The sequence below is a fragment of the Streptomyces galbus genome (assembly GCF_005280195.1).
In the GTDB taxonomy this organism is placed as follows: Bacteria; Actinomycetota; Actinomycetes; order Streptomycetales; family Streptomycetaceae; genus Streptomyces; species Streptomyces galbus.
The window spans coordinates 478,767-492,726 of the sequence record NZ_SZPR01000019.1 but is presented as its reverse complement, the minus strand read 5'-3'; the positions used below and the strand labels follow the sequence as shown (position 1 = coordinate 492,726).

At 73.5% G+C, this 13,960-nt stretch carries 11 protein-coding genes; 8 read left to right on the top strand and 3 right to left on the bottom strand.

Translation table 11 applies throughout. From position 1 onward, the window contains the following. Positions 1-8 precede the first annotated feature (8 nt). Positions 9-272 carry a WhiB family transcriptional regulator gene (locus tag E4U92_RS25525; protein WP_003975777.1) on the bottom strand — a complete coding sequence of 88 codons (264 nt, stop codon included), beginning with the start codon at positions 270-272 and terminating at the stop codon, positions 9-11. 723 nt (positions 273-995) lie between these two features. Here E4U92_RS25525 and E4U92_RS25515 point away from each other — a divergent pair. From E4U92_RS25515 to E4U92_RS25500, 4 genes are all read left to right on the top strand, one after another. After that, the gene (locus E4U92_RS25515; protein WP_137302782.1) at positions 996-1,490 is read left to right on the top strand and encodes a cysteine dioxygenase; all 495 of its coding nucleotides are present in this window, start codon (positions 996-998) and stop codon (positions 1,488-1,490) included. A 108-nt stretch (positions 1,491-1,598) separates the two neighbouring features. After that, positions 1,599-2,558 (top strand): 2-phospho-L-lactate transferase, encoded by a 960-nt coding sequence (cofD, locus tag E4U92_RS25510; protein ID WP_137302781.1) that lies wholly within the window; start codon positions 1,599-1,601, stop codon positions 2,556-2,558. After that, entirely contained in the window at positions 2,555-3,895 is a 1,341-nt protein-coding gene (locus tag E4U92_RS25505) for a coenzyme F420-0:L-glutamate ligase (protein WP_137302780.1), read from the top strand. Before cofD ends, E4U92_RS25505 begins: the two co-directional genes overlap by 4 nt. 87 nt (positions 3,896-3,982) lie before the next feature. Then, positions 3,983-4,990, top strand: a complete 1,008-nt coding sequence (locus tag E4U92_RS25500; protein WP_137302779.1) for a DNA-3-methyladenine glycosylase family protein — start codon at positions 3,983-3,985, stop codon at positions 4,988-4,990. 145 nt (positions 4,991-5,135) lie between these two features. Here the strand turns inward: E4U92_RS25500 and manB are convergent, their stop codons facing one another. Together manB and E4U92_RS25490 are read right to left on the bottom strand one after the other, a co-directional pair. Then, the gene (gene manB, locus E4U92_RS25495) at positions 5,136-6,218 is read right to left on the bottom strand and encodes a mannose-1-phosphate guanylyltransferase (RefSeq protein WP_137302778.1); all 1,083 of its coding nucleotides are present in this window, start codon (positions 6,216-6,218) and stop codon (positions 5,136-5,138) included. A 166-nt stretch (positions 6,219-6,384) separates the two neighbouring features. After that, positions 6,385-7,884, bottom strand: coding sequence for a peptidoglycan recognition protein family protein (locus E4U92_RS25490; RefSeq protein ID WP_137302777.1), 1,500 nt, complete (start codon positions 7,882-7,884; stop codon positions 6,385-6,387). Between the two features lie 140 nt (positions 7,885-8,024). On the opposite strand from E4U92_RS25490, the gene E4U92_RS25485 reads away from it, so the two are divergent. The 4 genes from E4U92_RS25485 (at position 8,025) to E4U92_RS25470 (ending at position 13,951) form a co-directional block, all read left to right on the top strand. Next, positions 8,025-8,786 carry a TIGR03089 family protein gene (locus E4U92_RS25485; RefSeq protein ID WP_137302776.1) on the top strand — a complete coding sequence of 254 codons (762 nt, stop codon included), beginning with the start codon at positions 8,025-8,027 and terminating at the stop codon, positions 8,784-8,786. 227 nt (positions 8,787-9,013) lie between these two features. Next, entirely contained in the window at positions 9,014-10,171 is a 1,158-nt protein-coding gene (locus tag E4U92_RS25480; protein WP_137302775.1) for an LCP family protein, read from the top strand. 241 nt (positions 10,172-10,412) lie between these two features. Beyond that, positions 10,413-12,170 (top strand): LCP family protein, encoded by a 1,758-nt coding sequence (locus E4U92_RS25475; protein ID WP_137302774.1) that lies wholly within the window; start codon positions 10,413-10,415, stop codon positions 12,168-12,170. A gap of 131 nt (positions 12,171-12,301) precedes the next feature. Beyond that, positions 12,302-13,951, top strand: a complete 1,650-nt coding sequence (locus tag E4U92_RS25470) for an LCP family protein (protein ID WP_137302773.1) — start codon at positions 12,302-12,304, stop codon at positions 13,949-13,951. Positions 13,952-13,960 lie beyond the last annotated feature (9 nt).

Below are 13,960 nucleotides of genomic sequence, written 5' to 3'. Positions count from 1 at the left end.
CCCGCGGGTCAGACCGCCGCCTTCTTCAGGCGGCGCCGCTCCCTTTCGGACAGACCGCCCCAGATGCCGAAGCGTTCGTCGTTGGCGAGGGCGTACTCGAGGCATTCGGAGCGGACTTCGCAGGCGAGGCAGACCTTCTTCGCCTCACGGGTGGAGCCGCCCTTCTCCGGAAAGAAGGACTCGGGGTCGGTCTGGGCGCACAGTGCGCGCTCCTGCCAGCCGAGTTCCTCGTCCGCGTCGTCGACCAGCAGTTGCTGCACCAGCTCGGTCATGTGCGCCCCTCGTCCGTTTCGCGTCCCCGTGACGTTGCCGTTACCGATCCCGGCTGAACGACACGAGTGAAATTACAAGTGTGCTGCTCCGGGCGAGTCAAGCCGAGATCTGCTATTGGGCCCCTTATTCACTCTGCGGAACCAAGGCCGTGCGTTAAGTGTTCAAATCGGCATAAACCTTGACACGCAGAGAGGGACCCCCGAGGGCCTCCTCCCCGGCTCGGCTCCCGTGGAGCCTGTACGGAGGAGGACGTCCTGGGGATCGATCCCGTTCCGACGCGCGCGCCGAAGCGAACCGGATCACAGTCGGATCACGGGATCACCACGGGGCTTGCGCCCGGCATGTGGCGCATGTGTCCCCGGTTCCCGGTGAACAAACCTTTCACCTGACAGATGAACCGGATGAGGTGAAACCCGTCCCACATTCCGGGTGCCGAGTTGACACTCCGGGTGTGAACCGCTGTCCTTGTGGGCATGCTCGCGAACTTGGCGCTCACCTCGACCCGCTCCGCCGGGTCCGACGGTGCTGCCCGCGCTCGCCGTAGCTGTTGTCGCTGTTCCAGCTGTTGAGCCGACCGCGCTCCGGCTGACCCTCCCTGAGTCCACCGCGACTCGGCTGTCTGTTCCCCGCCCCCACCCGGGCCCTCCCGTCCCCCGCGACCCGGTCGGACGGCACCGCGACACCCAGCCGACCCCCCACCCCGCCGAGGAACCACCGCACCCATGAACAGCGACAGCGACCTCCAGATCGCCGGCGACATCCTCGAAGTCCCGCACCTGCTGCAGGCCCCCCGCGAGCACCCGGCCACCGTCGCCGAGTTCGCCGGCCTCGCCCGCTCGATCGCCGACGACCGCTCCCAGTGGGCGCACCTGGTGCGCTACGACGCCACCACGCGCTGGTACCACCGGCTGCGCACCGGGCCCGGCTACGAGGTGTGGCTGCTGTCCTGGGTGCCCGGCCAGGGCAGCGGGCCGCACGACCACGGCCGCTCGTCCGGGGTGCTGACCGTGTTGTCCGGCGCCCTGACCGAGCACACCCGCCGGGGCACGCGCGCGTTGCGTGAGGGCGAGCAGCGGGTGTTCGCGCCGGGCTACGTGCACGAGGTCGTCAACGACGCGCTGGAGCCGGCCGTCAGCCTGCACGTGTACTTCCCGGGGCTGACGGAGATGCCGATGCACACCGAGGCCCGCTGCGAGGCACGTCCGGTCACCGCCTGACCCGGGGCCCGCGCCGGCCGGCACCGGAGGGCCGCTCCCCCACCGACGGGTGTCCGGGACCGGTCACCGCGGCCCGCGGTGTCCCACCCGCCTGCAAGACTTGGGGACATGCGCATTGTGGTTCTGGCAGGCGGCATCGGTGGTGCCCGGTTCCTGCGTGGTCTGAAGCGGGCCGCGCCCGACGCGGACATCACGGTCATCGGCAACACCGGCGACGACATCCACCTCTTCGGGCTGAAGGTCTGCCCGGACCTCGACACGGTGATGTACACGCTCGGCGGCGGCATCAACGAGGAGCAGGGCTGGGGGCGGGCGGACGAGACCTTCCACCTGAAGGAGGAACTGGCCGCGTACGGCGTCGGGCCGGAGTGGTTCGGCCTCGGCGACCGGGACTTCGCCACGCACATCGTGCGGACGCAGATGCTCGGCGCCGGGTTCCCGCTCAGCGCGGTCACCGAGGCGCTGTGCGACCGCTGGCAGCCGGGCGTGCGGCTGATCCCGATGACCGACGACCGCGTCGAGACGCACGTCGCCGTCGAGCTGGACGGGGAGCGCAAGGCCGTCCACTTCCAGGAGTACTGGGTGCGGCTGCGCGCGTCCGTGCCGGCCGAGGCGGTCGTGCCGGTGGGCGCCGAGCAGGCGAAGCCCGCGCCCGGCGTACTGGAGGCGATCGCCGAGGCGGACGTGGTGCTCTTCCCGCCGTCGAACCCCGTGGTGTCCGTCGGCACGATCCTCGCCGTGCCCGGCATCCGCGAGGCGATCGCCGACGCGGGCGTGCCGGTGGTCGGCCTGTCCCCGATCGTCGGGGACGCGCCCGTGCGGGGCATGGCCGACAAGGTGCTCGCCGCCGTCGGCGTGGAGTCCACGGCCGCGGCGGTCGCCGAGCACTACGGCTCCGGGCTGCTGGACGGCTGGCTGGTCGACACCGTCGACGCGGGCGCGGTCGAGCGGGTCGAGACGGCCGGCATCCGCTGCCGGGCCGTACCGCTGATGATGACGGACCTCGAGGCGACCGCGCGGATGGCCCGGGAGGCGCTGGCGCTGGCCGAGGAGGTGCGCGGAGCGTGAGCGGGCCCGTCGCGCAGGAGTACCGGGTCTGGGCGCCCGCCGGGCTGCCCGAGGTGCGGCCCGGGGACGACCTCGCCAAGCTGATCGCCGCGGCGGAGCCGGGGCTCGCCGACGGGGACGTCGTCCTGGTCACCTCGAAGATCGTGTCCAAGGCCGAGGGGCGGATCGTCGAGGCCGCCGACCGGGAGGCCGCGATCGACGCGGAGAGCGTGCGCGTCGTGGCCCGGCGCGGGACGCTGCGGATCGTGGAGAACCGGCAGGGGCTGGTCATGGCCGCCGCCGGCGTCGACGCGTCCAACACGCCCGCGGGCACCGTCCTGCTGCTGCCCGAGGACCCCGACGCCTCCGCCCGGGCCGTCCGCCGGGGCCTGCGGGACGCCCTCGGTGTCGACGTCGGCGTCATCGTCACCGACACCTTCGGGCGGCCCTGGCGCTCGGGGCTCACGGACGTCGCGATCGGCGCCGCCGGCGTCCGCGTGCTGGACGACCTGCGGGGCGGCACGGACGCCTACGGCAACCCGCTCAGCGCCACGGTCGTGGCGACGGCGGACGAGCTGGCCGCCGCCGGCGACCTGGTCAAGGGCAAGGCCGCGGGACGGCCGGTGGCCGTGGTCCGCGGGCTGGCGCACGTCGTCAGGCCGGGCGGCCAGGAAGGCGACGACGGCACCGACGGGGACGACGAGGGCGCCCGGGCCATGGTGCGCGGGGCGCGGGACGACATGTTCCGGCTGGGCACCTCCGAGGCCGTGCGGCTGGCGGTCACCCAGCGGCGCACGGTGCGCGCCTTCACCGACCAGCCCGTCGACCCCGGTGCGGTCCGGCGCGCGGTGGCGGCGGCCGTGACGGCGCCGGCCCCGCACCACACGACGCCGTGGCGGTTCGTGCTGCTGGAGTCCGAGGAGTCCCGCACCCGGCTGCTGGACGCGATGCGCGACGCGTGGATCGCGGACCTGCGCCGGGACGGCAGGAGCGAGGAGTCGATCGGCAAGCGGGTGCGGCGCGGGGACGTCCTGCGCAACGCGCCCTACCTGGTGGTGCCCTGCCTGGTCATGGACGGCTCGCACACCTACGGCGACGCCCGGCGGGACACGGCCGAGCGGGAGATGTTCGTGGTGGCCGCCGGGGCCGGCGTGCAGAACCTCCTCGTGGCGCTGGCCGGGGAACGGCTGGGCTCGGCGTGGGTGTCGTCCACGATGTTCTGCCGGGACGTCGTACGGGACGTGCTGGGGCTGCCGGGCGACTGGGACCCGATGGGGGCGGTGGCCGTCGGGCACCCGGCGGAGGAACCGCGGCCGCGGGCCGAGCGGGACGCGGAGGCGTTCATCGAGGTCCGGTGAGACGGGCGACACGCGAGGGGTGGTTCCTGGCGTGGGTGCGCTTACGCTCGTGGGGTTGCCTTCCTCGTTCTCCTAGGGACCTCATTCGTGGCTGGACGTTTCGCTCCGCGGCCGACGCGCACCACCGCGCGCGGCGGCGAGGTCGTGGTGCCCGCGGCGCGCCCGGCGCCGGCCGCGCCGGCCGCCGGGCGGGTGCGGACGTACGTCCCCGACGGGCCCCTCGACCTCGGGCTGGTGCTCGGGCCGCTGCGGCGGGGCCCCGCCGACCCGACGTTCCGCGCGATGCCCGACGGGTCCGTGTGGCGGGCCAGCCTCACCCCGGCCGGCCCCGGGACGCTGCGGGTGTCGGCGCACGGCGGTGCGGTGCGCGGCGAGGCGTGGGGGCCGGGAGCCGAGTGGCTGCTCGACCGGCTGCCGGAGATGGTGGGGGCGGCCGACGACCCGTCCGCGTTCGTGCCCCGGCACCGGCTGCTGGCCCACGCGCGGCACCGCCGGCCGGGGCTGCGGCTCACGCGGACCGGGCTGGTGCTGGAGTCGTTGATCCCGTCGGTCCTCGAACAGAAGGTGACGACCGACGAGGCGTACCGGGCGTGGCGGCTGCTCGTGCGCAAGTTCGGGGAGCCGGCGCCGGGGCCCGCGGCCGGGGGGCGGCTGTGGGTGATGCCCGCGCCGCGGACCTGGGCGCTGATCCCGTCGTGGGAGTGGCACCGGGCCGGCGTCGACAACAAGCGCGCCTCGACGATCCTGCGGGCCGTGCGGGTCGCCGCGCGGCTGGAGGAGGCGACCGGGATGGAGCCGCGGGAGGCTCGCGCGCGGCTGGAAGTGGTGCCGGGGATCGGGCCGTGGACGTCGGCGGAGGCGGTGCAGCGCAGCCACGGGGCGGCGGACGAGGTGACGACCGGCGACCTGCACCTGCCGGGGATCGTGGGGTGGGCGCTGGCCGGGGACCGGCACGCGGACGACGCGCTGATGCTGCGGTTGCTGGAGCCGTACGCCGGGCAGCGGCACCGGGCCGCGCGGCTGATCCTGTTGAGCGGGGTGGTGCCGGCGCGGCGGGCTCCGCGGATGCCTGTCGGCGACATCCGGGGGCTGTGAGGCGGGGGCACTCCTGACCGCGGCCGGCTGCTGGGGGCTGTGCCCCCGGACCCCCCCTTCGGCCCTGAACGGGCCTCGTCCTCACACGCCGGACGGGCTGGGACGACGTGCCCTCGGCCGGAGGACGAGGGACGGGCTCACGAGATCACTGGTCGGGCGAGAAGCGCAGCGCCCCCGCCGGGATCCTCGCGTCGCACCACACCCTCGCGCCCTCGCGCAGTTCGTTGTCCGCGCCGACGACCGCGCCGTCGCCGATGACCGTGCCGGTGAGGACGGAGCGTTCGCCGACGCGGGCGCGGGTGCCGATGAGGGAGTCGGTGATGACGGCGCCGGGTTCGATCACCGCGCCGGGCAGGATGGTGGAGCCGAAGACGCGGGCGCCCCCGGCGACGAAGGCGCCCTCGCCGACCACCGTGCCGCCGGTCAGCTTCGCGTCGGCGGCGACCGTGGCCGTCGGCAGGACGAGGCGGTCGCCGCAGCGGCCCGGCACCGCCGGGGAGGGGGCGCGGCCGAGGACCAAGTCGGCCGAGCCGCGCACGAACGCGGCCGGGGTGCCCAGGTCCAGCCAGTAGGTGGAGTCGACCATGCCCTGCAGGTGCGCCCCGGCGGCCAGCAGGCCGGGGAAGGTCTCCCGTTCGACGGAGACGGGCCGGCCGGCCGGGATGGTGTCGATGACCGAGCGGCGGAAGACGTAGGCGCCCGCGTTGATCTGATCGGTGACGATCTCCTCGGGCGTGGTCGGCTTCTCCAGGAACGCCAGCACCCGGCCGGTCTCGTCCGTGGGGACCAGGCCGTAGGCGCGCGGGTCCGTCACCCTGGTCAGGTGCAGCGAGACGTCCGCCCGGGTCTCCTCGTGGGTGGCCACCAGGCGGCGGATGTCGAGCCCGGTCAGGATGTCGCCGTTGAAGACCAGGACCGGGTCGTCGGGGCCGGAGTGCAGGCGGGAGGCGACGTTGCGGATCGCGCCGCCCGTGCCGAGGGGCTCCTCCTCGGTCACGTACTCCAGGTGCAGGCCCAGCGAGGAGCCGTCGCCGAAGTACGGCTCGAAGACCTCGGCGAGGTAGCTCGTGGCGAGCACGATGTGGTCGACGCCCGCGGCCCTCGCCCGCGCCAACTGGTGGGTGAGGAACGGCACCCCGGCCGCCCGCACCATCGGCTTGGGCGTGTGCACCGTGAGCGGGCGCAGCCGGGTGCCCTTGCCGCCGACCAGGAGGATCGCTTCTGTCACCTGTCGTCTTCGCTTCCTGCCGGGACCGGCCGAACTGTCTTTCGGCCGGTCAGTGTATGCAGACCGGGGTGCGGCGCGAGCAGACCGGTGTGCCGTGTCCGCAGACCGGGGTGCGGCGCCGTCCACGGCGTGCGGCTCCCCGTCACCTCGGTCCCGGCCCCCGGTCTCAGCGCCCCTGGAGGCGCGCCGCCGACGAGCGGGCCGTGCCGAGCTTGCCGTAGAGCTGCCGTCCCGGGCATTCGGTGGCGAAGCCGTCGCGGTGACCGGAGATCACGTTCAGCCGTACGTTCTTGCCCTTGCGGTAGAGGTTGCCACCGCCGGACTTCAGGTATGTCTTGCCCTTGGGATTGCCCCCGTAGAGACCCAGCTTCCAGGCCGTCAGCCGGGCGATGGCCGTCACCGCGGCGGCGGGCGGCTTGGTGCTGCCGAACGTGCCGATCACCGCGATGCCCATGCTGTTGGTGTTGAACCCGAGGGTGTGGGCGCCCAGGACCGCCTTCGCCACTCCCCCGGCCCGGCCCTCGTAGATGGTGCCGCACTTGTCGACGACGAAGTTGTAGCCGATGTCCCGCCAGCCCATGCTCTTGACGTGGTAGCGGTAGATACCGCGGATGAGCGAGGGGGCCTGGGAGCACTTGTACGTGTTGCCCGAGGCGGTGTGGTGGACGAAGGCCGCCTTGACCTTCGAGGTGTAGACGAAGGACTTCTCCCGCAGCTTCTCGTCGGCGCCCCAGCCGCGGCGCGTGACGATGCGCGGGCGCGGGCCGATGTACGGCTTCGCCTTCTGAGCGGCCGTCAGCTTCCCCGAGCGCAGCGAGAGCAGTTCGCTGCGCGTCTGCGCACGGTCGAGCGCGGGGATCTCCAGGGCGCCCACGGGGGCGAGGTCGGCGTTGGCCGCGGAGGCCGCCCGCGCCTCGGTGTCCAGGGCGGCCCGCCGGACCTCCCGGGTCCCGGCGGCCTCGGCGGAGAGGTGCGCGGCGCGGGTGTCGTCGGCGCCCGGGTCGATCAGTTCGAGGCGCAGGCCCCTCGGGAGCACCGCCGCGGGGGCCTGCGGGGTGGTGTGCGCGGCCCTGGTCACACCGGCCCGGCCGTGCCGGTCGGTGCCCTGGCGGTCGCTGCCGTGCCGGCCGGTGTCCTCGCCGTGGACGCGGACCTCGACGCCGTCGGAGTCGCCGACCCACAGCGGGGCCGTGCCGGCCCGGACGTGGCCGGAGGTGCGCTCGGGGGTGCCGGGGTCGGCGCCGTGGTCGTCGTTGTGGGTCTCCAGGTCCTGCCAGCCGGACCAGGCGTGGGTGCCGGCGGCGCGGGTGCGGACCTGGACCCGCCCGTGCAGGGGGGCGCCGGGGTCGTCCCAGACGACGCCGAGGAGGGAGAAGTGCCGTACGTCGCGGCGGGGCAGGCCCTGGTCGCCCGCGTCGCCGAGGGCCCGGTCGCGGGCGAGGGGGGCGAGGGGCAGGGACTGGGTGCTGCCGGGCAGCTCCGGAGCGGCCGCGCGGGGTGGCGCGCCGGGGGCCCGGGGCGGGTCGGGGCGGGCGGCCCCGGCCGCGGTCGCCGCCTCCGCCACCGGTGCCGGGGGTTGCGGCGTCGCGGTGGCGGGTGGCGCCAGGGGCAGGGTGAGGGCGGCCGCACAGGTGACACCGAGTGAGGTAGCAAGCAATCCGTGCATGCCCCTGATCTTGGACATAGTCATACATATCTGTCCATCGGTGACTTGACGGTCAGTCGGGTGCCGTTCCGCCGAACCGGTGGCTCCCCGCCGGGCGGGGACACGGGTGGCGCGGGCGGGGGCGGCGTACGCTTGCGCGGGTGACTGCCACCGATCGCACCCCTGCCGACCTGCTGCGTTCCGCGCTCGCCGCGGACCCCGCGCGCCCGCTGGTGACCTTCTACGACGACGCCACGGGGGAACGGGTCGAACTGTCCGTGGCCACCTTCGCCAATTGGGTGGCCAAGACCGCCAACCTCCTCCAGGACGGCCTGTCCGCCGAGCCCGGCGACCGGGTCGCGCTGCTGCTGCCCGCGCACTGGCAGACGGCGGTGTGGCTGGTGGCGTGCTCGTCGGTGGGCGTCGTCGCGGACGTCGCGGGCGATCCCGCGCGGGCGGACGTCGTGGTGGCCGGACCGGACGGCGTCGAGGCGGGCCGGGCCTGCCGGGGCGAGCGGTACGCGCTGTCGCTGGCGCCGCTCGGGAGGCGCTTCGTGCCGGGACCGCCGCAGGGGTACGCCGACTACGCCGTGGAGGTGCCGACGTACGGGGACCGCTTCGTGCCGTACGCGCCGGTCGACCCGGAGGAGCCGGCGCTGGTCGTGGCCGGGGCGGAGTACACCGGGGCGGAGATCGTGGAGCGGGCCCGGGGCGAGGCCGAGGCGCTGGGCCTGCTGGGGCCGGGCTCGCGGCTGCTGTCCGGGCTGGGCTACGACACCTGGGAGGGCCTGAGCGCGGGCCTGTACGCACCGCTCGCGAGCGGCGGCTCGGTGGTGCTGTGCCGCCACCTGGACCAGGCGTCCGAGGAGACCCTCACCCAGCGCATCGACAGCGAACGCGTCACGGCGACCGCCCGCACCTGAGCCCACCCGTCCGAAGGGGCGCGGGGAACCGCGCGACCAGCCCTCGCGACCCCGCACCCGACACGCCACCGCCCCACCCCACTCACCGCCCGCGCCCGCCCGCGCTCCCGGAGGGCCAGTCACCCGTTCGGCCCATCCCACGCCCCCACCCCACCCCCTCCCGGTGAATCATCGAAGCGCAGGGCTCCGCACTGACGGCGTGGACGACGTGAGGGGTGGTGGCGGGTGTGGTCGACGGACGGCGGTCCGCGCGGCCCCGGACGGGGTCGGTCGCCGGGGCCCGTGCCAGCCGCGCCGGGCTCGCCCGCCGGCGGCGCCGCCGCTGGCTGTACGGCGGGGCCCTCGGCGCCGGGCTCGCGCTGATCGGCGTCGCGGTCGCCGGGTCGATCGTCTACGCCAAGCTCAGCGCCAACATCACCCCCGACGAGGCCGCCGCCGCCGAGCTCGCCCGGTACGAGAAGGAGCGGCCCACCGCCCTGGTCAAGGGCGCGCAGAACATCCTGCTGGTCGGGTCGGACTCGCGGGCGGGCGCGGGCAACGGCAAGTACGGCAAGGACTCCGGGACGGAGCGCTCGGACACCACGATCCTGCTGCACCTCAGCGCGGACCGACGCTCCGCGACGGCCGTCTCCGTCCCCCGGGACCTGATGGTGGACGTGCCGGGCTGCCGGCGGCGCGACGGCACCCGGGGCGAGCCGATGTTCGCCATGTTCAACTACGCGTTCCAGACGGGCGGTTCGGCCTGCACCGTCCGGACCGTGGAGAAGCTCACCGGCGTGCGGGTGGACCACCACATCGTCGTCGACTTCAGCGGGTTCAAGGACATGGTCGACGCGGTGGACGGCGTAGAGGTCTGCCTGGACGAGCCCATCGACGACAAGGCGGCCAAGCTGCGGCTGCCGGCCGGCCGGGTCACGCTCGACGGCGAGCAGGCCCTCGGCTACGTGCGGGCCCGCAAGTCGCTCGGCAACGGCAGCGACACCGACCGCATGGACCGCCAGCAGCGGTTCCTCTCCGCGCTGGTCACCAAGGTCCGCGGCAACGACGTCCTGCTGAACCCGGTGAAGCTCTACCCGGTGCTGGACGCGGCCACGTCGTCGCTGACCACCGACCCGGCGCTGGCGAGCCTGCACGGCCTGTACGACCTGGTGCGCGGCCTGCGCGACATCCCGGCCTCCCGGGTCCGCTTCCTGACCGTGCCGAGGGAGTCGTACGTCTACAACGCCAACCGCGACCAGCTCGTGCAGCCGGCCGCGGAGAACCTGTTCCGGCGGCTGCGCACCGACCGTCCCATCGCGGTGAGCGCGGCCTCCGCACGGGAGGCCGCGGACAAGTCCGCGTCGGCGTTCCGGGGCCGGACCGCCGCCGACGACATCTGCGGGTAAAGGGCCGCCCAAGCGCAGCGCAACGGAAGAACCGGGGTTCAGGGAAATGCGGCGGATTGCCCGGTTGTAGGGACGTGGAATCGGTCACCGTCGTCGCTCGACGGCGTACCGGCCGGATAGTGTGAGCGATCCGGTGCACCCGGCCAGAGGTCCGTCCTGGGGTCGTGCACTGTGTGACAAGACCCGAGCGCCTTTTTGGGGGGAAGGCGCCGCGTGGCCCCTACGGAGGATTCGGACAACCGTGGACGCGCAAGGCCGTGGGCGGGCGGAGAACATCGACCCCGCAGACCAGTGGGTGCTCAATCCGGACACCGGCGAATACGAACTGCGACTGGCTCCTTCCGCAGCGCAACCGGCGGTCCCCGGACCGCGTACGGCGGCCCCCGGCCGGACCGGCTCGTCGGGCCGGGGGACCCGCGGCCGCACGACGGCCCCCGACCGGGACGCGGCCGAGCCCGAGGTGCCGCCGCAGCGCAGGCGCCGGGGCGCGCCCGCGCAGGAGCCGCCGCCGGGCCGGCGCGGCCGCCGGCCGGTGAAGAAGAAGTCGAAGACCAAGAAGGTCCTGCTGTGGACCGGCGGGGTCATGGCGTTCGTGCTGGTGGGCACCGCGGGTGCCGCCTACCTGTACCTGGAGCACCTCAACGGCAACATCAAGTCGGTCTCCGACGACGGCGCGAGCACGGGTGGCTTCAACAAGGACAAGGCCATCAACATCCTGCTGATCGGCACCGACAAGCGCACGGGCGCGGGCAACGAGGGCTACGGCGACTCCGGCAGCGTCGGCCACGCGGACACCACGATCCTGCTGCACGTCTCCAAGGACCGCACGAACGCGACCGCGCTGAGCATCCCGCGCGACCTGATCGTGGACGTCCCGGACTGCCCGACCGAGCAGGAGGACGGCTCCACCAAGGTCATCAGGGGCACGGAGAACGTCCGCTTCAACACGAGCCTCGGCCAGGACGGCCGCACACCGAGCTGCACGATGCGCACGGTGACCGAGCTGACCGGGATCACCCCGGACAACTTCATGGTGGCCGACTTCAACGCGGTCAAGACGCTGACCACGGCGGTCGGCGGGGTCGAGGTGTGCCTGGGCAAGGACATCGACGACGCCGACTCGCACCTGAAGCTGTCCAAGGGCACGCACCTCATCGAGGGCGAGCAGGCGCTGGCGTTCGTGCGCACCCGGCACTCCGTGGGCTTCGGCGGCGACCTGAGCCGCATCCAGATCCAGCAGCAGTTCCTCAGCGCGCTGATGCGCAAGCTGAAGTCGAACGACACCCTGACCAGCCCCACCAAGATGATCAAGCTGGCGGAGGCGGGCACCAAGGCGCTCACGGTCGACTCCCAGCTCGACAGCATCGACAAGCTGAAGGACCTGGGGATGGAGCTGGGCAAGCTCAACACCAAGAACCTGACCTTCACCACCGTCCCGGTCGTCGACAACCCGGCGGAGAAGGTGAAGGCCACCGTCGTGCTCAACACGGGCACGGCACCCACCGTCTTCCAGATGATCAAGGACGACGTCTCCTTCACCGCGGTGAAGAAGAAGGCGCAGGCGTCCAAGAACGCGGCCGCCGCCGCGGCCGCCGCCCGGCTCAAGGGCAGCCAGTCCGCGGCGTCCGAGGTGCGGGTGCGCATCCTCAACGGCGGCGCGGCGCCCGGCAGCGCGCAGTCCACTCTGAGCTGGCTGCAGAACGACAAGGGCGTGACCAAGTCCGAGAACGCGGGCAACGCCCCCGCGGCCCTGAGCACCACGACCCTCGAGTACGCCCCCGAGCAGGCGGCCCAGGCACGCAAGCTGGCCGCCGTCATGGGCCTGCCCGGTACGGCGCTCAAGCCGGGCACGAGCGTCACCAACGCCCAGGGGCTGCCGACCATGACCCTCACCCTGGGCAAGGACTTCAAGGGCGCGGGCGTCTCGCTGACGGCGCCGACCGCGGTGCCGGACACGGTGCAGAAGTCCACGGCGGACAAGGTCGAGTGCGCCAAGTAGTGACCGAAACGGTTTGCCACGCGTCTAGGTAGACGCGGGGCGGACTTCGTACAACGAGAAAGCGGCCCCGCGCGTCTAACGCGACGCGGGTGGGAGACCCGTGTCTGGGTGCACGGCGGGGAGGGCAGGGGATGGCGCAGAGCAGTGTGCGGGGGGAGGTTCCCGCGGTCGAGGACACGATGTCCCTCACACCGCAGGAGCAGGAACCCGCGGACGACACGGAACCCGGCGGTCCGGACGGCGGCGCGAGCGGCACGGACGGCAAGGGGGGCAAGAGCGGCCGAGGCCGCCCCCGGCGCAGACGGCGCGTGCTGCGCTGGTCGGCGACGGTACTGGCGGTGGTGATACTCGGCACGGCGGGGGCCGGCTATCTCTACTACCAGCACCTCAACGCCAACATCAGGAGCGACGACCTCAACCTCGGCGACGCCAAGGACCGGGCCGCGCAGACCAAGGCCAACGCGGCGGGCCAGACCCCCCTGAACATCCTGCTGATCGGCTCCGACGCCCGCGACACCGCGGAGAACCAGAAGCTCGGCGGCGCCCGCGACACCTTCGGCGGCCCCCCGCTCGCGGACGTCCAGATGCTGCTGCACGTCTCCGCCGACCGCTCCAACATGTCCGTGGTGAGCATCCCGCGCGACACCCTGCTGTCCCTGCCCAAGTGCACCGACCCGGACGACGGCAAGGTCTACCCGGCGACCCAGGGCCGGATGATGGCCAACGAGTCGCTGGGCCGCGGCGGCCCCGGCTGCACGGTGGCGACCTGGGAGAAGCTCACCGGCATCCACATCGACCACTTCATGATGATCGACTTCTCGGGCGTGGTGTCGATGGCGGACGCCATCGGCGGCGTCCCGGTGTGTGTCGACGCCAACGTCTACTCGCACACCTCCGCCGGCAAGGGCTCCGGCCTGAAACTGCGCAAGGGCACCACCTCCGTCCAGGGCGAGCAGGCCCTGCAGTGGCTGCGCACCCGCTACGGCTTCGAGGACGACACCGACCTGGCCCGCGCCAAGGCCCAGCACATGTACATGAACTCGATGGTCCGCGAGCTGCGCGCCAGCGCCAAGCTGACCAGCCCCAACAAGCTGCGCAAGCTCGCCGAGGCCGCGACGAAGGCGATCACCGTCGACAACGGCCTGGACAGCATCAAGAAGATGTACGACCTGGCCGGCGAGCTCCAGCGGGTGCCCACCGAGCGGATCACCATGACGACGATGCCCAACCGGTACGTCGGCAGCCGCGTCGAACCCACCGAGGACGCCGAGACCCTGTTCCGGATGATCCGCGACGACGTCGCGCTCGACGGCAAGGACAAGGCCGAGCCCGCCGCGAGCGCCTCGGCCACCCCGACGGCCACGGCCGACGCGCCCGCCGCCATCGCGGTGCAGGTCCTCAACGGCACGGCCACCGACACCGAGGCGGCGGTCCGCGGACGCGCCGGCACGATCGCGGACCTGCTGACCGGCAAGGGCTTCACCCGGGCGGTCGCGGACCACACCGCGGCCACGGCCGAGCCGACGACGGTCGTGCGCTACCCGAGCGCCGACCTCCAGGCCGACGCGCAGGCCGTGGCCCGCGCCCTGGGCCTCCCGGCCGGCGCGGTGAAGAAGTCCACCGACGTCTCCGGCATCACGCTCGTCGTGGGCGCCGACTGGCGCTCCGGCACCGCGTACCAGGCACCCGCCAAGAAGGACAGGACACCCGACTCGGCGCAGGCGATCAACGCCGCCGACACCAGCCAGTGCATGCACGTGGACCCGGCCTACGTCTGGTAGGCCGGGCCC

What these genes read in the sequence shown, in the direction of transcription:
- E4U92_RS25525 (WP_003975777.1), bottom strand. Translation starts at nt 272, where the DNA reads ATGACCGAGCTGGTGCAGCAACTGCTGGTCGACGACGCGGACGAGGAA.
- E4U92_RS25515 (WP_137302782.1), top strand. Translation starts at nt 996, where the DNA reads ATGAACAGCGACAGCGACCTCCAGATCGCCGGCGACATCCTCGAAGTC.
- cofD (WP_137302781.1), top strand. Translation starts at nt 1,599, where the DNA reads ATGCGCATTGTGGTTCTGGCAGGCGGCATCGGTGGTGCCCGGTTCCTG.
- E4U92_RS25490 (WP_137302777.1), bottom strand. Translation starts at nt 7,884, where the DNA reads ATGCACGGATTGCTTGCTACCTCACTCGGTGTCACCTGTGCGGCCGCC.
- E4U92_RS25470 (WP_137302773.1), top strand. Translation starts at nt 12,302, where the DNA reads ATGGCGCAGAGCAGTGTGCGGGGGGAGGTTCCCGCGGTCGAGGACACG.